Source organism: Ktedonospora formicarum (assembly GCF_016587355.1).
GTDB lineage: Bacteria > Chloroflexota > Ktedonobacteria > Ktedonobacterales > Ktedonobacteraceae > Ktedonobacter > Ktedonobacter formicarum.
This window is the reverse complement of the sequence record NZ_BNJF01000005.1, coordinates 212,041-234,186: the sequence shown is the minus strand read 5'-3', so window position 1 is coordinate 234,186 and position 22,146 is coordinate 212,041. Positions and strand designations below refer to the sequence as shown.

21 protein-coding genes are annotated in these 22,146 nt (G+C 52.3%); 9 read left to right on the top strand and 12 right to left on the bottom strand.

Translation table 11 applies throughout. The features are described from left to right. Window positions 1–42 precede the first annotated feature (42 nt). A complete protein-coding gene (locus K3T82_RS37305; RefSeq protein WP_220198583.1) occupies window positions 43–411 on the bottom strand; it encodes a DUF4260 domain-containing protein in 369 nt (122 codons plus the stop codon). Window positions 412–514: 103 nt separating this feature from the next. Beyond that, complete coding sequence (locus K3T82_RS37300; protein WP_220198582.1) at window positions 515–1,000, bottom strand: MarR family winged helix-turn-helix transcriptional regulator; 486 nt, start codon at window positions 998–1,000, stop codon at window positions 515–517. 502 nt (window positions 1,001–1,502) lie between these two features. On the opposite strand from K3T82_RS37300, the gene K3T82_RS37295 reads away from it, so the two are divergent. Continuing rightward, window positions 1,503–2,966 (top strand): catalase, encoded by a 1,464-nt coding sequence (locus K3T82_RS37295; protein ID WP_220198581.1) that lies wholly within the window; start codon window positions 1,503–1,505, stop codon window positions 2,964–2,966. A 163-nt stretch (window positions 2,967–3,129) separates the two neighbouring features. On the opposite strand, the gene K3T82_RS37290 is transcribed toward K3T82_RS37295, so the two are convergent. Further along, window positions 3,130–3,438: a hypothetical protein gene (locus K3T82_RS37290; RefSeq protein WP_220198580.1), complete on the bottom strand. Its 309-nt coding sequence runs from the start codon at window positions 3,436–3,438 to the stop codon at window positions 3,130–3,132. A 330-nt stretch (window positions 3,439–3,768) separates the two neighbouring features. Here K3T82_RS37290 and K3T82_RS37285 point away from each other — a divergent pair, with 330 nt between their 5' ends. Continuing rightward, window positions 3,769–4,623, top strand: a complete 855-nt coding sequence (locus K3T82_RS37285) for an LLM class flavin-dependent oxidoreductase (RefSeq protein WP_220198579.1) — start codon at window positions 3,769–3,771, stop codon at window positions 4,621–4,623. Between the two features lie 294 nt (window positions 4,624–4,917). Here K3T82_RS37285 and K3T82_RS37280 read toward each other — a convergent pair whose 3' ends face one another. Together K3T82_RS37280 and K3T82_RS37275 are read right to left on the bottom strand one after the other, a co-directional pair. Continuing rightward, window positions 4,918–5,202: a hypothetical protein gene (locus K3T82_RS37280; RefSeq protein WP_220198578.1), complete on the bottom strand. Its 285-nt coding sequence runs from the start codon at window positions 5,200–5,202 to the stop codon at window positions 4,918–4,920. 367 nt (window positions 5,203–5,569) lie between these two features. Then, the gene (locus tag K3T82_RS37275) at window positions 5,570–6,280 is read right to left on the bottom strand and encodes a DinB family protein (RefSeq protein WP_220198577.1); all 711 of its coding nucleotides are present in this window, start codon (window positions 6,278–6,280) and stop codon (window positions 5,570–5,572) included. Window positions 6,281–6,596: 316 nt separating this feature from the next. Between K3T82_RS37275 and K3T82_RS37270 the strand changes: the two genes are divergently transcribed. From K3T82_RS37270 to K3T82_RS37260, 3 genes are all read left to right on the top strand, one after another. Next, window positions 6,597–7,151 (top strand): GNAT family N-acetyltransferase, encoded by a 555-nt coding sequence (locus K3T82_RS37270; protein WP_220198576.1) that lies wholly within the window; start codon window positions 6,597–6,599, stop codon window positions 7,149–7,151. 257 nt (window positions 7,152–7,408) lie between these two features. Then, window positions 7,409–9,340, top strand: coding sequence for a protein kinase domain-containing protein (locus tag K3T82_RS37265; RefSeq protein WP_220198575.1), 1,932 nt, complete (start codon window positions 7,409–7,411; stop codon window positions 9,338–9,340). Window positions 9,341–9,464: 124 nt separating this feature from the next. Further along, window positions 9,465–10,094 carry a LysE/ArgO family amino acid transporter gene (locus K3T82_RS37260; protein WP_220198574.1) on the top strand — a complete coding sequence of 210 codons (630 nt, stop codon included), beginning with the start codon at window positions 9,465–9,467 and terminating at the stop codon, window positions 10,092–10,094. A gap of 143 nt (window positions 10,095–10,237) precedes the next feature. On the opposite strand, the gene K3T82_RS37255 is transcribed toward K3T82_RS37260, so the two are convergent. Next, window positions 10,238–10,558, bottom strand: coding sequence for a hypothetical protein (locus tag K3T82_RS37255; protein ID WP_220198573.1), 321 nt, complete (start codon window positions 10,556–10,558; stop codon window positions 10,238–10,240). On the opposite strand from K3T82_RS37255, the gene fgd reads away from it, so the two are divergent. After that, complete coding sequence (gene fgd / locus K3T82_RS37250; RefSeq protein WP_220198572.1) at window positions 10,559–11,572, top strand: glucose-6-phosphate dehydrogenase (coenzyme-F420); 1,014 nt, start codon at window positions 10,559–10,561, stop codon at window positions 11,570–11,572. It abuts the gene before it with no gap. Window positions 11,573–11,675: 103 nt separating this feature from the next. On the opposite strand, the gene K3T82_RS37245 is transcribed toward fgd, so the two are convergent. From K3T82_RS37245 to K3T82_RS37235, 3 genes are all read right to left on the bottom strand, one after another. Next, window positions 11,676–11,891, bottom strand: coding sequence for a hypothetical protein (locus K3T82_RS37245; RefSeq protein ID WP_220198571.1), 216 nt, complete (start codon window positions 11,889–11,891; stop codon window positions 11,676–11,678). A 178-nt stretch (window positions 11,892–12,069) separates the two neighbouring features. Continuing rightward, window positions 12,070–13,707 (bottom strand): sensor histidine kinase, encoded by a 1,638-nt coding sequence (locus K3T82_RS37240; RefSeq protein ID WP_220198570.1) that lies wholly within the window; start codon window positions 13,705–13,707, stop codon window positions 12,070–12,072. After that, window positions 13,658–14,329: a response regulator transcription factor gene (locus tag K3T82_RS37235; RefSeq protein WP_220198569.1), complete on the bottom strand. Its 672-nt coding sequence runs from the start codon at window positions 14,327–14,329 to the stop codon at window positions 13,658–13,660. Before K3T82_RS37235 ends, K3T82_RS37240 begins: the two co-directional genes overlap by 50 nt. Before the next feature lie 211 nt (window positions 14,330–14,540). Between K3T82_RS37235 and K3T82_RS37230 the strand changes: the two genes are divergently transcribed. The 3 genes from K3T82_RS37230 to K3T82_RS37220 all read left to right on the top strand — a co-directional run bounded on the left by K3T82_RS37230 (window position 14,541) and on the right by K3T82_RS37220 (window position 16,566). Then, window positions 14,541–15,125 carry an NUDIX hydrolase gene (locus K3T82_RS37230; RefSeq protein ID WP_220198568.1) on the top strand — a complete coding sequence of 195 codons (585 nt, stop codon included), beginning with the start codon at window positions 14,541–14,543 and terminating at the stop codon, window positions 15,123–15,125. A gap of 202 nt (window positions 15,126–15,327) precedes the next feature. Then, entirely contained in the window at window positions 15,328–15,789 is a 462-nt protein-coding gene (locus K3T82_RS37225; protein ID WP_220198567.1) for a MerR family transcriptional regulator, read from the top strand. Window positions 15,790–15,807: 18 nt separating this feature from the next. Beyond that, window positions 15,808–16,566: an SDR family NAD(P)-dependent oxidoreductase gene (locus K3T82_RS37220; protein WP_420799384.1), complete on the top strand. Its 759-nt coding sequence runs from the start codon at window positions 15,808–15,810 to the stop codon at window positions 16,564–16,566. 49 nt (window positions 16,567–16,615) lie between these two features. On the opposite strand, the gene K3T82_RS37215 is transcribed toward K3T82_RS37220, so the two are convergent. The 3 genes from K3T82_RS37215 to K3T82_RS37205 all read right to left on the bottom strand — a co-directional run bounded on the left by K3T82_RS37215 (window position 16,616) and on the right by K3T82_RS37205 (window position 21,630). Next, on the bottom strand, window positions 16,616–19,072 hold the full coding sequence (locus K3T82_RS37215; protein WP_220198565.1) for a DUF4132 domain-containing protein: 2,457 nt from the start codon (window positions 19,070–19,072) through the stop codon (window positions 16,616–16,618). 3 nt (window positions 19,073–19,075) lie between these two features. Next, entirely contained in the window at window positions 19,076–19,465 is a 390-nt protein-coding gene (locus K3T82_RS37210; protein WP_220198564.1) for a hypothetical protein, read from the bottom strand. Between the two features lie 77 nt (window positions 19,466–19,542). After that, window positions 19,543–21,630, bottom strand: a complete 2,088-nt coding sequence (locus tag K3T82_RS37205) for a WD40 repeat domain-containing serine/threonine protein kinase (RefSeq protein WP_236031806.1) — start codon at window positions 21,628–21,630, stop codon at window positions 19,543–19,545. Window positions 21,631–22,146 lie beyond the last annotated feature (516 nt).

Here is a 22,146-nt window from a genome sequence, read left to right as displayed (position 1 = left end):
ACATGTTCCCAGGGAGCCCAGATGGCTCCCTGGCCCCCACCCTTAAACGCGTTGCAGGTGCGTATCTTTAAATTCTGTTGGATACTTCAAGCCATAGCCCAATGCCCTGTCACCGCCGATATGGGCAAACCAGATCAGCGCCAGCCAGAGAATAAGTGGGACGCCTGCTATCGCTCCATAGAGTGCCAAGGCGAGCGGTAACACGTAGGCATGCACGATGTTGTAGCAGATAGCGCCGACGCGGTTACCAGCTAGATATCCAAGCATCGATACATCAGGAGCGAGGATGAGTAATAGCAAAAGCCACCAGTAGCCACCCTGCCAGAAATAGAGTATCAGTGCCACCAGCAAAACAGCGGCACCTTCAATATGCAATAGAATCTTGGGGTCGAAAAGAGAGCGCGATTTCATAGCTTAACAGGTCCTTTTAGAAGATGAATATATGCGTGGTTGACCCACTAAGCACAAGTATATAACAAGCACTCTGCGATTAAAAAGGGCCGAGCGCAATGTTTTAGCCAGCATTTTCGTCGGCGGCGTCGTTAATTTCGTTGGAGGCGGTCAGCGTCTCGGCGAGATGGCGTAATTGACCGCGCAGGTGGCTAAATTCCTGATCCTCAAGGGCGACACGACAATTGAATTCGCCTGGTATGGGAAAGGCTTGCTCCTTCAAGGCCTGTCCCGCCTCGGTCAAACTTACTTCGACGGCACGCTCATCGCGAGCGCTACGTGTTCTGCGAAGCAGGCCCGCCACTTCCAGACGCTTCAAGAGTGGCGAGAGCGTGCCGGAATCGAGGTACAGCGCTTGCCCAAGATCCTTGACTGTACACTGACCAGTTTCCCAGAGTACAAGCATAACCAGGTATTGGGGAAAGGTGAGCCCAAGATGATCAAGCAGAGTGCGGTATGTGTTCATCATCGCGCGTGTGGCGGCATAGAGGGCGAAGCAGAGCTGATTATCAAGCTTCAATGCGTCATCCCGTGATATTTGTGGAGCCATAAGAACCTTTCAGTGAGAATAGAAAAGGACGCTCGTTCCCAAAAATATGCCTAGTCCTTATCCGAAAACCTGAGTGCGAGCTACTCCATGCCCTCTTGTGCAGTTCGATTGTCGCATAAGACCTGATCAGCCCAAAACATACTGGATGACACTCACGCCACAATGACACTTTGTGTAACATGCATCATACCTTTTCACACCACATTTGTCAAACATATTTCACTCAATTCAATTGCGCGCAATTGAATTGACAAAAATTTGATCGCGTGCTATCATCGTAGCGTACTTTCACTAAAGTAAAGGTCGGCGCATGCCGATCATCAGAAAGGCATGCTGCTAGTAGCGCCCTACTTGATAAACTGAGCATACTCAGGCGAATTCTCTTCTAAGAAGTGGGCGCTAGCCGAGACCCCCATGCGGGGGCGCGGCAGCGACTTTGATTTTCATATAAGATCTGGGTCGTGCCTCACTCGCGATCAGTCCAGAAAGGTGTCTTTACAACATGGCGGAAAAAGATCAGCACTATCTTACTACCGACTCTGGTATTCCCGCTCCTGATAATACAAATTCGCTCACCGTTGGCTATCCTGGCCCCACGCTTCTTGAGGACTTCCACCTCGTTGAGAAGCTGGCGCACTTCAACCGCGAGCGCATTCCCGAGCGTATCGTCCACGCCAAGGGCGCGGGCGCGCATGGTTATTTCGAACTCACACACGACCAGAGTGCGTATACAAAGGCTGCATTCCTGAACGGCGTGGGCAAGAAGACGCCGCTCTTCATTCGCTTCTCTACCGTCGGTGGCGAGAAAGGTTCAGCCGATAGCGCCCGCGATCCACGCGGCTTCGCCATTAAGTTCTACACTGAAGAGGGTAACTACGATCTCGTAGGCAACAATACGCCGGTCTTCTTCCTGCGCGACGCCATCAAGTTCCCTGACTTCATTCACACACAGAAGCGCAATCCACAGACCAACGCCAAAGATCCCGATGCTTTCTGGGACTTTCTCTCGCTCACACCTGAGGCCCTGCATCAGGTCACTATTCTCTTCTCCAGTCGCGGTACACCCAAGACCTACCGTCACATGGACGGCTTCGGCTCCCACACCTTCAAGTGGATCAACGCCGAGGGCAAAGCGGTCTGGGTCAAATATCACTTCAAGACCGCCGCTGGCATCGAGAACTGGACCAACGAGGAAGCGACATACATGGCGGGTGCCAATCCCGATTTCGCGACGCTTGATCTCTTCAACCATATCGAGAGTGGAAACGAGGCCGTCTGGAATGCCTTCGTGCAGATCATGCCCATTGAAGACGCCAGCAACTACCGCTTCGATCCCTTCGATGTCACCAAGGTCTGGTCACACAAGGACTATCCTCTGATTCCGATTGGACGCCTGGTTCTGAACCGCAACCCGGAGAATTACTTCGCCGAGGTCGAGCAGGCAGCCTTCGCGCCAACCAATATCGTGCCCGGCATTGGCTTCTCTCCCGACAAGATGCTTCAGGGTCGCATCTTCGCCTATCCTGATGCCCATCGCTATCGCGTCGGCACCAACTATGAGCATTTGCCCATCAACCGCCCACTAGTCCCAGTGAACAACTATCGCCGCGATGGCGCGATGCGCTTCGACGGCAATGGTGGTGCCAGCTCGAACTACGAGCCCAACACCACAGGCGGACCAAAAGCGGCTCCAGAGTTCTACCAGGGCGACCACCAGGATACCTTTAGTGGTACAGCTAGCCGCCATTCGTACGAACTGACCGACAACGACTTCCAGCAGCCCGGCGACCTCTATCGCCTGATGAGTGCTGAGGAGAAGACCCACCTTGTCAATAACCTCGTTGGGCATCTGAGCAACGTCAAAAACAAGGCCACTGTTGAGCGCCAGCTGAAGCATTTCTACCGCGCCGATTCCGAATTCGGTCAGCGTATCGCGACAGGTCTCGGCCTGGAAGTCACAGCTTAGGATCTAGCAGACAACCACATTTCCCGAGCTCAACACAGCATCGGAGGGCAGGCTTCTTTCATGAGGCCTGCCCTCTTTTCGTGAGTCCTGGTCACTTAAAGCTCATCTGGTAAATTACTGGCTGAAAATTAGAATAAAATTGAGTGGGAAGAGCCAGCTCTATCTAGTTTGGGACAAGTCCGCAAAGGACTGCTTTAACAAACGACAGAAAGCCTTCCGGCCCCGATCGATCCTGTAGATGTATAGTCGCTTTGTCACTTGCCTGAATGACTTCCCACGCGATCTCTAGATGGGTTTCCACAGCGAGCTTGCCCCCTATAAAAACGTGATCGATGGTAGTCTGCGAAAACCGGGACCGCACATCTTCTACGCTCTTCCCTAAAAACACCTCCAGATCGGGACGCGTGAGCTGTTGCTGTGCGTTGGTGAGGACACTGTCCGTCAATCCCAATAGTAGGATCTTTTGGCTCATTTTTCTTCTCCTGATCGCCTCATGGTGTGTTTTGTCAATCTCTAGCTCCTCCAACTACATCCCTGTCCGAAGCCATACTGGCCCATTATGGTTGGTTATTAAGAGCGCTAGAAGCAGTATACCAGATCGAGGGCGTATCCCTTGTGAACATGTCTTGTACTCACTCTTCGCGCTAAGTTGCTTATGTTTCCCCTCAAATCTGAGTCCTGACTACCATTTGTGGAACAAAAGATGCGTAAAGCATTCTGTAATATGACAGAGGATGACGCGAGGGTGGCCTATACTGCTTCATAGAGAATTGAAACGAGAGTAGACAACAAGGAGATCGAGATGAAATACGGTCTTTCTCTTCCTAACGGGGGTGTGTGTGGTGATGCAAGGGTGTTGGCAGAATTGGGATGTCTGGCGGAAGCAAGCGGCTGGGATGGAGTATTTGTTGAAGATTACATTGTGCATCAAAGTGATGGTGCCGTCCCAACCTGCGATCCCTGGATAGCCCTGGCAGCGATGGCCGTTGGCACGAAACATATACGTTTAGGTACATCAGTGACACCATTGAGCAGACGGCGACCATGGAAAGTAGCTCGTGAGGCCGTCGCCCTGGATCAACTCTCCGATGGACGCTTTATTCTCGGCGTCGGCTCTGGGGATGGTGTGGAGGCAGGCTTTAGTCGCGTCAATGAAGTGAGGGATGCGAAAGAGCGCGCGAAGATACTGGATGAGGCGCTGGACATCATTGTCGGTCTGTGGAGCGGAGAGCCTTTCAGCTATCAAGGCCACTACTTTCAAGTCCATGAAATGACCTTCCTCCCCACACCAGTGCAGAAACCCCGTATTCCAATCCTGGTTGGTGGTGGCTGGCCGCTTAGAGGACCATCCCTGCGGGCCGCACGCTATGAAGGCTGCTGCCTCTACAAACATCCCCCCGGAGAAAACACCGATTGGACGCCAGAGGAGGTACGAGAGCTTAGAGATTTCATGGAGAGCCATAGAAGCGAACAACAACGAGAAACTCCCTATGAAATCAAGCTAGGTGGGAGGCAACGTTCGGGCGATTGGGAAAAGGATCGCGCCCTGATGCAAGCATTATCCGAAGCCGGAGTCACGTGGTGGGTAGAATATGTACCCGCCGGAGAGCTAGATACCATGCGTGAGAGCGTGAAACGCGGTCCCCTGAGGACGTGAGATCGACGCCGCTGCTGAAGCGATGCGGCTACATATGAAGAGGCTCGCTGCTCTCTGTTATTTATAAGAACCAGCCAGCAATCTACTATGTAGGGACATCGCCAAATATCACATAGTAGAGCGGCGCCTGCGCGAACAGGTGCCGCTCTACCGCTTGAGGGAAGCGCACAGCTTTCTCTGGCTAAACGTCCCCCTCACCATCCCACCTTTGTTCCATTCGGGATGATTCATATCTCAATCTAAATTTGAGACAACACACCTCGCCTCAAAGCTGGTAAAATCAATTTCTTGCAATTAATGGCCAATGGCGGTGTTATTGAAGCTATTACAGGTGAAGTTGTTCAACGCACCATTTTCGGAGTCGCCTCCAATTTTAATCAAGCCATTGATGGCGGTATCATGACGGAACGAGAAATTGTTGATAATCTCGTTGTCGTTTCTGTACCCCTGGACCTTGCCATAACCGCCTTTGCCGCCAGAACCACCGAAGCCGCCTTCTTCGCCACCGCGACCGCTGACTAGTTCTAACTCGGCATCATCGAGTTCTGCAATTCCTGTGATATTTTCCAATTCTTTCATTATTTAATATTTTCCTTCATTCTCTATTTCAACCTGATGTAAGAAGACTCGCCTGTGAAGATATCCTGGTCCATACGAATACCATTCGCAAAATGTTTTGCGTCAACCCTCAAATATAGATGTTCATACAGACCAATGCCTATTTTCACAATAGCATAAGTCTATCAATTATTTATTTTAAATCACGCAAGAAATTATATGTATAAAATATCATATATCATCATATTTTCACATTTAATGTTTTTGCAGAAATTTACGCCTCCTGAGAGAAACAGGTGCTTTTGCTTTCCGTTTCTCTCAGGAGGCTTTTTCTGCAATCATATCCCTTCAAACCTTGGGATATTTCATGTTTGCATCCTAATAGCGATTAGGATTGGGTAGGATAGAGCGCGACCAGATCGGGATCAGTGGTCGCGAATTCGCGCAATTCAGGCGTCAGGATAAATGACTCTTCCAGCGCAGGCGGAGCCTTCTCTAGCTGATCATGTGTGGCATAGAAGCAAGCCAGATTATAGAGGATATTCCCCTTCAAGGGATCGGGGACATCAGCCTTGATGATCTGGTCAGCCCATTGCTCATAGACAACCACAGCGCGCTCACCCTGATGTCGTTCGCTAAGATAGTAGCCCAGGTGAATCATAGTATGCTCGTAGCAATTTCCCATCACGGATATGTAGAGCGCCAGGCCCTTAAGCATCCAGGGCAGGCGATCAACCACAGTCAGGTCCTCTTCTTCCAGTTGCTCAATAAGCGTGATAAGGTTGGCATAGACCTGATCGGACTCGGAGAGGATATCGGGCCAGTTCCGATAACGATTCTCCTCAAAGACAATAGGATTAACCTTCTCAAAGTCCTGACTCTGCGGTTGTGGCTCCTGACGCAGATGTGCTTGCAGTCTGAGAACAAGCTGCTGACGCCAGAAAGTCAGGTGAGCAACATGATCCTTAGCGGACCAAAAATTAGGTTCGCCAATGATATCCAACTCACCGGGAGGGAGCGCCAGAAAGAAGGCATTCTGATTGATCTGGGCCTCGCGTAAGAGGTTGAGCAAAAAGGACTGGAAATGACCATGTGCCATAATGTTATTTCTCGCTTCCATTGTTGTGGAAAAAATTTAGAGGTGGGACACAATCGTCCGCGAAAATTGACTATGGGAGTAGGGCAGCGAGGCGAAGCACCTGGAGGAGGGGAAAGATAGGAATGCGTTACCCGCGACTTAGCGGAAAGAGTCTCCTCTATTCGAGGTGCCATGCCCCATTGAAACTATAAGAGAAATGTTCATAGAGCGCACCTCCTTTCGATACAAAAATCTATCTACTGCGCCAGTATACCAGAATACTCAGCATTTGACAAGGATGATGCTAACCTGTACAGTACAGCCTGGAGGAGATTGAATGAGTAACATATCACTATGTATCAGAGTAGACGACGAGATCGAGTTACGCCTGAGCGAAATGCGCTACGCAGAAGAGTATCTCAACCTGATCGAACGCAATATTGAGCATCTACGCCCCTGGATGCCCTGGGCAGCCTACGAGCAAACGTATGAAGGCATCCAGGCGTATTTGCGAGGGAGCATGCAACGCTTCATAGATAATATGGGCCTGCCAACCAACCTGTGGTATCGCGGCCAACTGGCGGGAGCGATTGGTTTTCCGAGAATGAATTGGGATAAGCGCATGGCGGAGATCGGCTACTGGCTTGATAAAGACTTACAGGGGCGAGGTATCATCACACGCGCCACCAGTACGCTTATCACCTATGCTTTTGAGGAATACAGATTCAACAAAGTAGAGATCCATGCCGCGACAGGCAATAGGCCGAGCAGAGCGGTTGCCGAACGATTGGGGTTCACCCAGGAAGGCATCATGCGCCAGGTGGAGTGGCTCAACGGAAAAGCCCATGACATGGTCGTCTACGGTATGCTAGCGAGCGAATGGCACTCATAACACGATAGATTACCAACTATGAGAGGCAGCGAATTGGTCCGCTGCCTCTCTTTTTGCCTATGTGACAACCTGAATGTGCAATACTCGCCATAACAGTGCTGTTTGTTTTTGTATAAATTTTTACTACATACATCCAGGAAATCCTATCTACTTGACGTTTAAAGATTGCTACATTTACAATAGAGACAGCTTATGCTCCTGGGGAGCTTCAACAACTATATTTCATTATGTGTCAAGATGGCGGAGTATATTCAGGGATGACGAAATACATAGACCTTTCGGGTCAACAATTGGGTGCATATCGCCTTGTCCGCTGGCTTGGCGGGGGACAATCTGGTGATGTCTACCTGGGTGAACACACACTTGAGCACACCCAGGCCGCGCTAAAGGTATTTAATGTCTACCTTACGCGGGAGGAAGACCAGAAGGCATTCATCGATGAGGTGCATGCACAACAACTGGAAAATCCATCGATTATGCAATTACTCGATGGTGGAGTGGGTAGCAACCATCTTCCATTTGTAATAATGGAGTATGCAAGCAATGGCTCATTGCGTGGTCGGCATACAAAAGGCTTGCAAATGCCCCTTGCGGATGTTCTGGCTCAGATTGCACCCATCGCGGAGGCATTGCAATATGCCCATGAGCAAGGCATCATACACGGCAACGTGAAGCCAGAGAACATGCTGGTCGATGCCGAAGACAAGATACTGCTAAGTGACTTCACACTCTCCACCCTGTCGCACGCCGCTAGCGAGTCAGACACACAAGACGACACAACGCAAGACATCGGGCCTTATGCCGCACCTGAGCTACAACTCGGAGAAGTAAGTCCCGCCAGTGATCAATACGCGCTTGGTGCCGTTGTTTACCAGTGGCTTAGCGGTCGCTTGCCGTCTCAGGTGGAGACGGAGGGTGAGGATACACGGGAAGAGATTGCGCCACCAAGCTTGCGCACATTTGCTCCCCACATCCCTACCGAGGTCGAACAGGTACTACAACGGGCGCTCGCTCATGATCCAGAGCAGCGCTTCGCGAGTGTGCAAGAGTTCGCCAAAGCGCTCGAAACCGCCAGCGATCCTGAACGCGGACTTGTGGTCCTTCCCCTAACACGAACACTTACGACCAAAGTGCTCAATCCCGCCGATCTCGGACTCGATTTCGATGAAGAGAATGAGCCACAAGCTCCCACCGCCGAAACAATCCAGACAGTAGAGAGCTTCGCGAGCGAGTACGCATCCTCCGCCAATACGCTCGACGAAACCCAAAACGAACTGGATGAGGTATCCAATACACCTGCGGTTCATATCGACAATGATCAATACGCACTCGCAACGCTACCAGCTAATACGAGCGCAAAGCAGACCAGTAAAGGCAATAGCCGTGGTCGCTTTGTCGCTCTAGTAGCTGTGGCGCTGGTCTTACTGGTCATTGGCGCGAGCGCGTTTATGCCACCTCTGCGCAATAATGCTCTCAGTATTACCTCTCTGCCCGAAGAGATACAGAAGAGCCTTGCAGAGGGCAACAACGCCACGAACGCCCGCAACTTCGCAGGGAATCAATCCAATAATGACTCATCAAACGCGCCTGGTAAGACAGCCACGCCTGGGGTGAATGACCATCAGAATACCAACAATACGAATGGTACATCCACCAGCACAAATGGTACATCCACCGGCGCTACTCCTACTCAGCCGGGTACCAAGGGATCGACCCCGACAACACCACCCAAGGCAACTCCGACACCAGTTCCTACGGCTAAACCAACGTCCAAGCCAGCGCCTACGCCGACCCCGAAACCTATTGTCGCGGCGGTTGACGGCAAGAATCCCACGACCTATGTTGTCAGTGGGAAAACCTGCGAGCAGTCACTTTCAAACTCGCATTCCAAGCATGTCACAATCAGCGGGGTAGGCGCGACAATCTATTTCCGCTTTAGTGTGACCTGCCATGCCGCCTGGGCCAAGATCGTCTTCGATAAGGCCATGCCCTCCGGGAAATACGGCAACGCGAAGATTGTACGCATCAACGATGGCAAGGCCTACACCTGTGATACAGGTGGGAACAAATACGTCGCGCCAGGTCAGACCTCCTGCTATACAGGTATGGTTCAGGACAATGCCAGCCAGACCGCATCAGCCTATGGCAGTTATATGTCCACCTACTCCTCGCAGCTCGGTCCATACTAAAGTCAATTTCGCTAAAGCGTATAAGCCCGCGCTTCCTGGGAGAAGATTCCAGGAAGCGCGGGCTTATACGCTTTATATTCTCTTATATATCAGGTAGTGTAGTAGGAGATGGAGTAAACATCAAATGTCACAAGATTTCTCACCCCTCATACAAGGATTTGGGCTTGGTGCAAGCCTTATTATCGCTATCGGCGCTCAAAACGCCTTTGTGTTGCGTATGGGACTAAAGAGGCAGCATGTTTTTGTTATCGCCCTTCTAAGTTCACTCGGCGATACCATACTGATTTCATTGGGAGTGGGAGGTCTGGGCACGATCATTAGTGCGCTTCCTATACTTAGTATCGTAGCTTCCTGGGGAGGCGCCGCGTTTCTGCTAGTCTATGGGTTTCGCTCTTTCAAATCAGCCCTACAAACCGAAAAACTTGACGCTCATGCCACTTCCGAAGAGACAGGGCAATTACGTGAGGTAATCCTGTCTGTCCTCGCCTTTAGTTTACTCAATCCACACGCCATTCTCGATACGGTGGTACTCATCGGAAGTATTGGTGCACACTATCCTTCCGGTGAGCGGCTTCTCTTCGGACTCGGAACGATACTCGCCTCGTTTGCCTGGTTCTTTGCTCTGGCGTATGGAGCGCGGTGGCTCGCTCCTCTCTTTCGTTCCCCCTGGTCCTGGAAGATTCTGGATTGCTTCGTGGGTTGTGTGATGTGGTACATCGCGGGTACACTCATATGGAACGCCCTGCATCTGTGACAGTAAAGCTGTCCCAAATTATACCCTTCACCCTTCTTGTAGTTTAAAAGGCAATTGTTGTTATCCATCACCCTGAGTTTGGAGTCAAATCAGCCAGGAAGGCTCAGCATTGGGCATAAAACGCCGCACTGGTGATGTTCTCATTAAAGGCGGTAAATACTGGTGAGCATGGGTAATTTCAGATGCTCGCCCGATAGCCTGGTATAAAAAGCATTTGCCAACGCCGCCTGAGCGGCGGCTAGCTTCGCCGCCACATGCTTCGACTTCAGGCCGAATGTGTGCTGTGCGGCGTTTAAGCCTCTCAGGCGGCTGCGCTCAGGCAAATGTATAGCCTGTCCTAGCGAGCCTGGTATTCTGTGAGTGTTATGCTGACAGAAGAGGGCCTCATACCTGCCCGGCAGCTCTTCATATAACATAGGGAGTTCAAGGATGAGGCATCTGTTTGATAGAAGGAGTTCTTTCATATGGCGAATACACCCTTAAAGTTTGGCTATAAAGCATCAGCGGAACAGTTTGGACCTCGCCAACTGCTCGACTTTACAGTCGAAGCTGAAGACCTGGGATTTGATAGCGTCTGGATTAGCGATCATTTCCAGCCCTGGCGACACACAAATGGGCACGCTCCGTTCGCACTTTCATGGTTGGGCTCGGCGGCTGAGCGCACCAAACGCGTCGTACTGGGTACCAGCGTCCTTACCCCTACCTTTCGCTATCAGCCTGCCGTGGTAGCACAGTCCTTCGGTACGCTTGGACAACTCTATCCCGGACGCTTCATCCTGGGTGTAGGCTCTGGTGAATCGCTCAACGAGGTCGCGGTAACGGGTATGGAGTGGCCCGAGACTAAAGAACGCCTGGCACGCCTACGCGAAGCCGTGCGCCTGATTAAGCAGCTCTGGCGCGAAGATATGGTCACTTTCAATGGCGAGTATTATCACACGCGCAACGCCACCATCTACGATAAGCCTGAGCATCCCGTGCCTATTTACATTAGCGCGGGTGGTCCTGTGGCGGCTAAATTCGCGGGTCGCGAGGGAGATGGCTTTATCTGCACCTCCGGTAAGGGCGATGAGCTATATCGCGATAAATTGCTACCCGCAATGGAAGAGGGCGCAAAGGCGGCGGGTAAAGATCCTAATACCGTAGAGCGCACAATTGAAGTGAAGGTCTCGTTCGACACGGACAAGGAACGAGCTCTGAAGGATACCCGCATCTGGGCCGCGCTGGCACTCCCTGCCGAGGACAAGGTAAGCATTCACGATCCACGCGAGATGGAGGAGAAGGCCAAAACAGTTGAGGATCAGGCCCATCGCCGCTGGCTCGTTTCAAACGATCCTGATGAGCACGTGGAGCAGGTTGGACACTATATTGGCCTGGGCTTCACGCATCTGATCTTCCACGCTCCCGGTGATGACCAGTCGCGCTTCCTCAAACTCTACGCGAAAGAGATTCTCCCGCGCTTACGCCAGCGCTGGGGCTAATAGAACGCCTACGTGGCGAGACATCGGTGGTGCTCACCGATGTCTCGCTTGCTGGCTCTCTTGAGTGGGAATGCGCCCGAGGCGTGTCTTCTATCGGCTACGCCTATATATACGCCTGGGCAGGGCCACCAGAGCCATATGAGGCATAGTCATCTTCTTCCATTGGCAGGTCAAGCACGATAAGCTCTCCATCCCTATGCCAGGAGCGGTGGCTCTCCTCGTTGCGTGTCTCATATGCGCGGTAGCGCCTCAAAGCATAGAGCAAGGTATTATTATATCCATTCATGATGGCATTATTGCGAGTTTGAAAGTGTTGCATGGCGTTATCCCTCTCTTCAGTCAATATCTCTAGACCTTTTATCTACCTTCATCCCTCTCACATTTGGCAGTATAGAAACCTTTTATGAGAATCAAGTGAAGAGGTTGCCACTTAAGCTATCTAGTAGAGAGATTGTATTGTTAGGAAGGATGCATTGGAGTCAGTCCACCACTACGCTTTAGCCCACGCTCGCTCCAATGCTGGTACTTATACGCGTTTCCTGGCTGGTAGCTGGCGCGAGGGGAAAGCTGACGCTGAAGGTGGAGCCCTGTTCAGGCTCGCTCTGGACGTCGAGTTTCCCTTGATGCATTTTGACAATCCAATCGACAATGGAGAGACCCAGACCATTGCCGCCTGCGGCCCGTGAGCGAGCCTTGTCCGTACGGTAGAAACGCTCGAAGATGTGCGCCAGATGTTCGGGGGCGATTCCAATACCTGTATCTCGGACACGCAAGATGGCTCGCTCATCCTCGCTTCGCACCTCTATCATGACACTTCCACCACGCTGGTTGTAGATGAGGGCATTCTCAACAAGATTGAGCACAACCTGGATCAAGCGAGCTTCATCACCATTGGTTGTCACAACCTCGCTCGCATCTACCTGCAATTGCACATCTCGCTCCTGTGCCAGCGGCTCCATAGTCGCTGCTACCCCTTGAGCTAGCATGTCCAGGCGCACAGGCTCGCGTTCAAAATGCCCCTGCCCCTCGTCAGCACGCGCCAGGGCTAGCAGGTCACTAATCAACGCACCCAGGCGCTCGGACTCGCTGGTAATATTGCGTAAAGTTCGCATCATATCTTGACCCGCAAGTTCGCCGCGCTCACTAAGCGCGACTTCGGCCATACTACGAATAGCAGCGACAGGAGTACGAAGCTCATGGGCGGCATCAGAGGTAAAGCGTCGCTGCCGCGCGAAGATAGCTTCGAGTGAGGCAATCATTTCGTTAAAGGTAAGGGCGAGACGGCGCACTTCATCACGCGCACGTGGTACGGGGACACGCTGCGAGAGATCGCCTATAGTAATGGTGCGCGCGGCACTGGTCAGGCGCTCGATAGGCTTGAAAGCTTTACAGGCCAGCAGGTAGCTACCAAAGGCACCAAGCAGCAGGACAGCAGGGCCAACCAGCATCAGTTCGTAAACGACGTTATTTAGCGTCTCTTCCAGCGTCGAGAGAGAGGTACCAACCTGGATGACGCTATAGACCTTGCCGTTCTGCTTCAGAGGCAGGCTATAGAGACGGACCTCTCGCCCATCGTGCGCGCTGACGGTGCCGATCCAGGGTTTCCCTTCGCGCGTGCTCTGCTCAATGGTGGCAGGCAGGTTTAAGACCTGGAAGGTTGGCGTGCTATAGATCTCACGTCCATTGGAGCCGAAGATGCGCACGGGTCCATCCAGATCGACAGCGAGGTCGGGATGATGCTGCATAATATCGCGCTCGGCGGTCTTAAACTCGGAGTTGTTGCGGCGAGCCCGCCATTGCTGGTAGGGATTACTTTGTGGGGTTACGGCTGGCGGGGTGACATTGGCAGGCACGCTGGCATGCGCCTGGGGCATTTGCGCCATTTGATTCTTGTAGGTCATACCATTAGAGATATGCTGGGCGCGCACATACAGAGTGTTATCAATATTCTGGTCCAGGGTAGCGCGCAACTGCATGTAGAAAACTGTCCCGAAGAGCACTAGTAGAAATACAAATACCAAACTGGTCCAGAGTGATACCTGCGCGCGTATACCAAGCGGCCATATCCCTCTTGGACGCTCACTCTCAGGGTTCTTTGAGCTGGTAGCCGAAGCCTCGGATGGTGTGAATAACATCAGGTTCTCCTTGCTCGCATAGCTTGCGCCTCACATAGCGCACGTACACATCAATCACGTTCGAGAGATTCTCGGCATCGCTCTCCCAGATGTGTTCCGCGATCATGGTCCGGCTCAAGACCTGCCGGGGATTGCGCATAAGAAACTCCAGCAGCAGATATTCTTTTGGGGTCAGATTGACCTCGCGACCGCCACGCCAGACCTGATGCCCAACTGTATCCAGGGTTATGTCCCCAAACGTGAGTTGTGTCGTCTTGCTTGGTCCGTCTCTGCGCAACAGAGCGCGCACCCGTGCCTCCAATTCGCGAAAAGCAAAAGGCTTGGTCAGGTAGTCGTCAGCGCCCATATCCAGCCCATTTACCCGGTAATCGACCCCATCCAGGGCAGTCAAGAAGAGGATGGGCATGGTCTGACCTCGCTCACGTAGCGAGCGGCAAATCTCAAAGCCATCCATTTCAGGCAGTAACACATCCAGAATAACCAGATCATAGGGCTCGATACTACCAAGCGAGAGCGCACGCCTGCCATTCTCAACCCAATCAATCACATAGTGTTGCCGCTCCAAACCCTTCTTCATGCTCTCGCCCACAAAGGGATCATCTTCGGCGATCAGTATGCGCACATCGTGCCTCCTCATGAAATAGTTTAGCTATTCCTCCTAATTCCGGTATAACCAGGATGCCAATTCACATATTCGCCACTTGTGATATGATGCGAAGCACGCGCATGAATAGCATCAACAACTCACAGTCTGATACAATCTTCAAGAGAGACACCCCCATGCGCAAAAGCCGCGAGATAGCCCTGTGCTTTGAAATGAAAGGATAGACCATATGAACATCCCTGCTAGCACGACCGATGCAAATGAGTTTTATGCCGAGCTGCTTGAATACCTTAAGCAGAGCCGCCATATCAGTGGCGTGGATGTCGTATGGAGCACACCAATTCGGATTGATAGTTATGTAAACCCGAAGCTCCCACCGCGCGCCCTTGAATACACAATCTCTGTGCGTTGCGTGGTCAGGCGCGGAAATGAAGTGCTGGTCATACGCGATCCCAATGGAGTTCATCTTCTTCCAGGCGGGCATCGTGAAAATGGAGAGACCTTCGAGGAGACACTCAGGCGCGAAGTGCTAGAGGAGAGTGGCTGGAGCATCCAGCCGCCGTTGCGCTTCCTGGGCATTCGCCATATGCAGCATTCGGTCCCCCATCCACCCTATCCCTTCCCCAATCATCTGCAACTCGTCTACTGCGCTAACGCGGGCAACTACCATCCCGAAGCGCGCGAGAAGGACGGTTATGAGCTTGGTGCCGCCTTCTACGACCCGGACCAACTCGCGACCCTCCCCCTAAGCCAGGAGGATCGCGGCTTCCTGCAAGCCGCATTTACTGGACCAGAAATAACGGAAGAGGAATAAGCGCATCTAACACCGCATTCGACACTTATAAATGTACATCCTTTTGTCTTTGTTTTAGAATGTTTTGCATTTCCCCAACTTCGGTCAGAACTTCTTTGTGGACAAGCAAGTTTCTTGCTCGCGAAAGAAGTTCTGACCACTTTTCAAAATTGACCAAACAAACACTTGACCTAGAGCACTCTAGGTATTGCATACTATCTCCATGTCACGTGATATAGAAAACATGCCTCTCTACTTTACCCTGCAGGAAGTAGTTCAAAGAAGCGGTCTGAGCGAACATACCCTCCGTTACTATGAACGGATTGGCTTGCTCGACAGAGTGAACCGAGACAGCAGCAGTAACCATCGGAGATATACCGCTGAAGATGTCCAGAATATTGAGGCTCTAGCTTGCTTACGAGCAACAGGTATGTCAATTGATGATATGCGGAAGTACTTTGCTCTTCTTAAAGATGGAAAAGCGGCTGCCGATCAACAACTTGCGCTCTTCGAGGCACAGAAAAAAGCACTAGAGCAGGAGATGGCCCAGAAGCAAGAGCATCTTCGCTATCTGGAACACAAGGTCGCATTCTGGAAAGCGGTCCAGCGTGGCGACGATGCCAGGGCCCAAGAGATAGGGAAAATCGCCACCGGGCTGGCAAAACAGATTATTAAAGAAAAATAAGACATATTCTCGAAAGGGATGTTCATGAAAATAGCAATTATTACTGGCGGAAGCCGAGGACTTGGAAAAGATATGGCGATGAATATCGCCGCCAAGGGGAACGATGTTATTCTGACATACAACAGCAAAAAAGAAGAAGCAGAAGCAGTGGTCGCTTCGATTGAGAAGCAGGGTCGAAAAGCAGTCGCGCTGCATCTCGATGTATCTAATACGAAGTCCTTTGCCGCCTTTAGAGAAGCTATCAAGGAGACGCTCAGACAGGTTTGGGAGAGGGAGGATTTTGACTTCCTCATCAATAATGCTGGCTTTGGCATTAATGTACCATTCACCGAGACGACCGAAGAGCAATTTGACCAGTTGGTCAATGTGCATCTCAAGGGTACCTTCTTCCTCTCTCAAACACTCCTCCCCTTGATGGTGAATGGTGGACGAATTATCAATATCTCATCAGGACTCGCGCGCTTTTCCTTCCCCGGCAATAGTGCTTATGGTGCAGTCAAGGGGGCGATAGAGGTGCTGACTCGCTACATGGCAGTTGAGCTTGGTCAGCGAGGCATCGTGGTCAATGTTGTGGCTCCTGGTGCCATTGCAACAGACTTTGGAGGGGGTGCTGTTCGCGATAACAAAGACGTCAACCAATTTGTGGCCTCACAGATCGCACTTGGTCGCGCTGGTCAACCAGAAGATATTGGCGGGGCTGTTGCGGCACTCCTCGCCGAGGAAACCGGTTGGATAAACGGGCAGAGAATAGAAGTGTCAGGTGGTATGAGGCTTTAGAATAGGCAATTGGCAAAGGGGGAGCCAGTGCGAATGGCTCCCCCTTGTTTTATACTACCGCAACGCCTATCTGGCGCGTGATGGTGGGGTCGGTGATCTTGCGGTCGTTAGCAAGCAAGAAGGCTTTGGAGAGGATGATGGAGAAGACCGTATCACCCTCAAAGGGGAGAAAGACGCGCTCGCCTGTCGGAGTACCACTTCCCCTACTAGGCACAATGCAGAGATACTGGTCGTTTGGCTCCATGAGGATGTTGCCAGATCCCAGATGAATTTTGTAGATACGCAGTTCGCCTCGCACTTTGAGGAAGCGACCATCGAGTTCGCAGCGCTCACTAATAGCGAGGCGGGGTAGCAGGCGCTCTAGTAACTGCTTACGCGTCTGGGCAGTAGCCGAGAGTTCGCCGAAGCTGTAAGAGTGCCAGTAGTCGCGGAATGCGCCCTGGGGTCCACCATCCTGCCAGGTGGGATCATTGCCCACGCTGGCGACGCCCACGAAGAGATCTACATCACGTAAGACCTCCGAGAGTACCAGGGGCGGAATATCTTCCAGCGGAAGAGGATCGACAGTTTCCATATAATTGCCATAACCGCCACCTCCAGCATGCGCGTAGTTCTCAGTCGAGCCATAACGATAGAAGCGGACCTGATCGGTGGCGAGGTAGAGGTAGGTGCCCGTTTCATTCGTATCTGCGCCATAATTGTCACCCGCGCCCTCGATCCAGAACTCGGCGCGCAGATTCCAGTGTGGCAGTTCGAGCGTGGCGGGATTATACGAATCATCTACCATGAGGCGCAACTGGTTACGCCAGCCTCGCCCCTGAGCCAGAGCATGGAACTGATGCTGGCGCAAGATATGCGCGGCGAAGCGGTTGGAGTAGACATGCGTGTTACGCTCGGCGTCGGTCAGGAGATAGACCTCGCGATGCGCCTGCTTGAAGGGCTGGGTAATCTGATGGCGGTCGAGCCAGTCGCGCCAGGAACGCACCTCATCTGGTGAGCAGAAAACGGGGTGCCAGGAGGAGACTATCGTGGTATCCGAAAAGTTACTCAAGGGCTGATCATGTACATCCACCAGTCGCCCATCGAGCCAGATACCGTCAATGACGCGCTCGCCATCCTTGAAGCGCCAGATCAAGCGCCGCGCGATGAGGCTCACCAATGGATGCTCAAGGTAGCGTTCCCGCCAGTGAGCAAGCGACCATGTGCGTTCGGTCAGGGGTAAGCGCTCGATGCGCTCGCGATGCGCGACAAGCATGCGCTCCAGATCGGTACTCAAGCGCTTGAGGTCTTTGAGTTCCTGCTTGTGCTCGCGTTTTACCTCGGCTGATGCGGCCTTGCGCGCCTTCCCCGCAGCGTCATACCATTGGGTACGCACGTCCATGCCCACGACCTCTAACTCAACTCTGGTTTCCCCAACCGGGAGGCTCCGTTTTCCATCGTTCAGATCGAAGGTAGGGACGGTCAGTTCTTCCAGATCTTCACGACTCATGCCAGCCTTGCGCGCAGCCTCTTTCAGGGCCTCCTCAATACCTTTGAGGAAGGAGGCTTGTTTAACGTTGAGGCGGACACGCTCAATTTGCGCGGCCCCTTGCAGGCCGGGCATATGCTTGAGAGCGTAGACACATGCCCCTCCCAGCTTTGGAGCGCGTGGTCCCAGGCCGGGAAGCTTACGATAGCCTTCAATAGCCGCATCCCCAAGTACGGCGGCCAGGGGAGCACTCTTGCTCTCCATGCAAGACCAGATCAGGCCGCGCAATAGTTCCGCATTTTGCTCATCGGGGCGCACTCCATGCTTGCGAGCGAAGAAAGAGATCCACTCGCGAGCCTGTCGTTCAAATGACTCCTGCCCCACCTCAGCAACAAGTGCGCGTGCCTGCGTGAGCCATTTAGCACTGGGAGTACTCCCACTGGCTGATGCACAGTGACGCGCCAGATTCTGCCAGCACTCACGCGTTTCTGGCTCCATCTCTTCCAGCGAGGTCAGGGCTAGCACGCCCCAGTGATCGCGGTTGATTCGCACAGTTTGTCCACTCTGTCCTTCGAGGATTTCATCGACGAGGCGTATGATCTTGCGTATTTCAACATTTTGATACCAATCCACCATAGTTTTGCGCAATTTCTCTAGTAGAGGGCGACAGGTAGCGAGGATTGTGAGATCGGCAAGAGGATAAGACATGCTTCGTAACAGAGCCTGAAAGGGATAAACATGATGGTTCCCAACACCAATCAGCGCCTTCAAAATAGCTTGCAGGTCTTCCAATGTATAAGGAAGCTTACGTCTGCAAAGCTGGCTCATCATAGTACCAATACCATGGCTAATATACCAGTTTTTGGCTGGCTTTGTAGGAAGGAGAGCTTCTCTGATGACCGCAATCTGGGTCTGAGGGTCCGCTGAGAGAATGGCCTTCCCAGCATCATAGTCAGAAACCTTTATGTTCCAGGGGTTCTTTGCTCCTTCGATCTCAGCCGAAAACGCCTTGAGGAGTGTTTGTGCTTCTGTCGGCATGCTTTATCCTCCCACCAGTGGCACAAGCTTGAAGAACGTAATTTCGGAACCCGCGTGAAGTGTGATTATCGCATCAAGGTCATCGACCTGCTTATCATCCACCAGCACAATAATGCCATGCCCCTTAAAGGCTTCTAAAGCACGCTTATATTGTGTCTCCCAGTTTAGCTTCTGCGCTTTCTTGAGACGATAACCATTGAGTGAGCGCTCGGCATCGCTTGGCTGGACCAGACCATTGAAGTCGAGCACTTGCCGAGCGTTAAACTCTGTGACTTCCTGGTAAATACGCCTGCGAATAAGCTCGCGCAGGCTGAGTGCCTCTTCTAATATATCAAGACTCCAGGCACGCTTCTGGCCCATAGTCGATTCGTCAACGATGGTTATGCTTGCCATATCGTATCCTCTCTTTATTTTTCTTCGCTGCTTATCTACCTATTCTTTTGCGCGAGTTCAAAAGCGGTACAGCAACCCTAGTTTACCTCCCAGATGTCAACCGTCTTCTCGCCACTGGCGGAGACAATGCGCGTATCGTCGGGCGACCAGGAATGGTTGAAGGAGACGCCCGTAGGGATGTTCTTCTCTATCTTGCCGCTGTGTGTGTCATACAAGCTGAGTTGCGCATCTCCGCCATAGATAGAGACATATTTGCCGTGATTGGACCAATAGGCATCACCGATGGGAGCGCCCCCTGGAGCTTGATAGGTATAACGTGTGGTCCCGGTCGCGGCTTCCCAGATTTTGGCGCTTTGATTGCGCTCAACCGAAACGATTTGCTTACTATCGGGAGACCAGGAGAGAGAGGAGACTTCGCTCGCGTGCCCCTTGTAGACCATTTTCGTATGCCCAGTGAGTGGCTCCCAGATGCGCGCGGTCGTGTCCTTTGAGCCAGTAACTAGCCATTTGCCGTCTGGTGACCAGGCGATAGAACTTACATCATCGGTATGCTCCCCATAGGTGCGTACAACCTTCCAGGGCTCATAGGAGTAGACACGCGCTCGATCATCACTCCCCACAATGGCAAGATAACGCCCATCTGGTGACCAGGAGAGAACAGGGATCACCCCACCCTCCTGCCGATCCAGAGCCAGAAGGCGCTTGCCAGCATTCGGATCAAGAATCTGGATAGTGCCATCAACAAAGCCAGCAGCCAGGCGCTGTGTGGGGTGTGCGGTCCATGCCAAGGACCAGGCGTAATCGTCCGACTCCGGCGGCTGCACCAGGCTGCGCACCGAGAGGCGCGTCTCGCCCTTATCGGCACTCCATAGCAGCAACGTACCCTCGTTTGAACTGGACGCGATATACTTGCCGTCCGGCGACCATCCGACGACATAAGCGTAATCTTTATGCCCTTTGTAGGAAAGGAGAGGCAGCGCCAGACCCGTGACGCCACCTGCTGAGTTCAGCACATTGCGCGCCAGTTTGGGACCCTGGGTTACCGCGAACCAGCTAGTGGGAGCGCAGACCGCGACCAACCCTACCGCGCACCCAATCAGCAACGAGCGCCTCCCACGCCGTTTTGGCGCTGGCGGCGCGACATACGTGCCGGGCGTGGGCATACCATATGGTATATAGGGTGATGGCGCTTGACCGCTGACATAGGCGGGTGGGTTTGTTGAGGGCGTGTACTGACCAGGCGTCGAGAGACTGGAGAGGCTCGTAGAAGATGGGGTCGGGGCATAGTTACCGGGCAATGAAGGAGGATTAACCCTACGCTCGGTCGGGATAAAGAGTTGCGAATCGGCCTGCTGTGCGGCCTGCTCCAGCGCCAGAGCAAAATCGAGAATGCGTGGGAAGCGCTGTTGAGGGTCCTTATGTAAAGCACGAAGTACAACCTGCTCGAACGCGGGTCCAAGGTCGCTACGTAGCGAACTGGGCGCTGGAGGAAACACTGTGCTCTGTTTAATCGCGACCTCGGTATACGTTCCATTAAAGGGGCGCTGCCCACAGAGCCACTCATATACGACCGTACCAAGCGCGTACTGATCGCTGGCAGGAACCGGATGAGCCTGGATCTGCTCGGGAGCCATATAGGCAATTGTTCCGGCAATGTTTTGTGTGCTTTGAAGATGCGAACTCTGAAACGCCAGCGCGATGCCAAAGTCACTGAGCAGAATCTCATTATCGCGTCCCAGGAGAATGTTCTCTGGCTTTACATCGCGATGGATCAGGCGCTTATCATGCGCGTACTGCAAGGCTTCGGCCACCTGCCGCGTCAAAGTAACGACACTCTCGATAGGCAGGCGCGAACCCTTGGGATGAGCACGCCGCAGGGTTCCGTTGGGGGCATAATCCATAACCAGATAGGGGGACCCATCTTCCACACCGAAATCCAACACGCGCACGATACGCGGATGCACCAGACTCGCCAGCAGTTGTGCTTCGCGCCTGAACTCCTGCACGTCATCCTCTGTTAAACGAGTAGAGAGAATTTTGACCGCGACCTGAGTATTCAAATGCACATGGTCCGCCAGATACACCTCAGCGAAGCCACCTCTCCCCAACATACGACCCAGGCGGTAATTGCCAAGTTGCTGTCCTATACGTTGTTGCTGTTCCACAGTCACTGCTCCAAATACACATCTATGACGAATGATACCAATAAATGGGTATATATGCGTATCATAACCCATAAATAGGCAGGCAAACAGCAAAATAGGACGATTGACACAACCATTCACTTGCTTATCTAAAAGGCTCGAAGACATATGTCATGGACACATATCTTCGGGCCTTTTTCTCGTTCACAAGTACGCAATATTAGGGAATCTGAAAGGTAAATCTCCATGTGCTAGGCTTGGCATCCTTTTCCAATGCCCTCTCCTCGCTAACGTCAGCGGTATGCCGGAAGAGTGCGGGCAATACAAGCACTATATTCACACTCCAGATCCTCTATCGTGTTTTTAGGTTTCCCTGTCCTTTGCAAAGGCCTTGCATCGCGATGTCATTGATAATATGTCGTTTTCCCTCAAATGAGGACATTTTAAGAGCTTCAAGTAGAGAGCTCATATCGATAGACGCGCATTTCATTAGCAGATCAGCCATATACTCCTATAGAGCGACATGAAACTTGACCG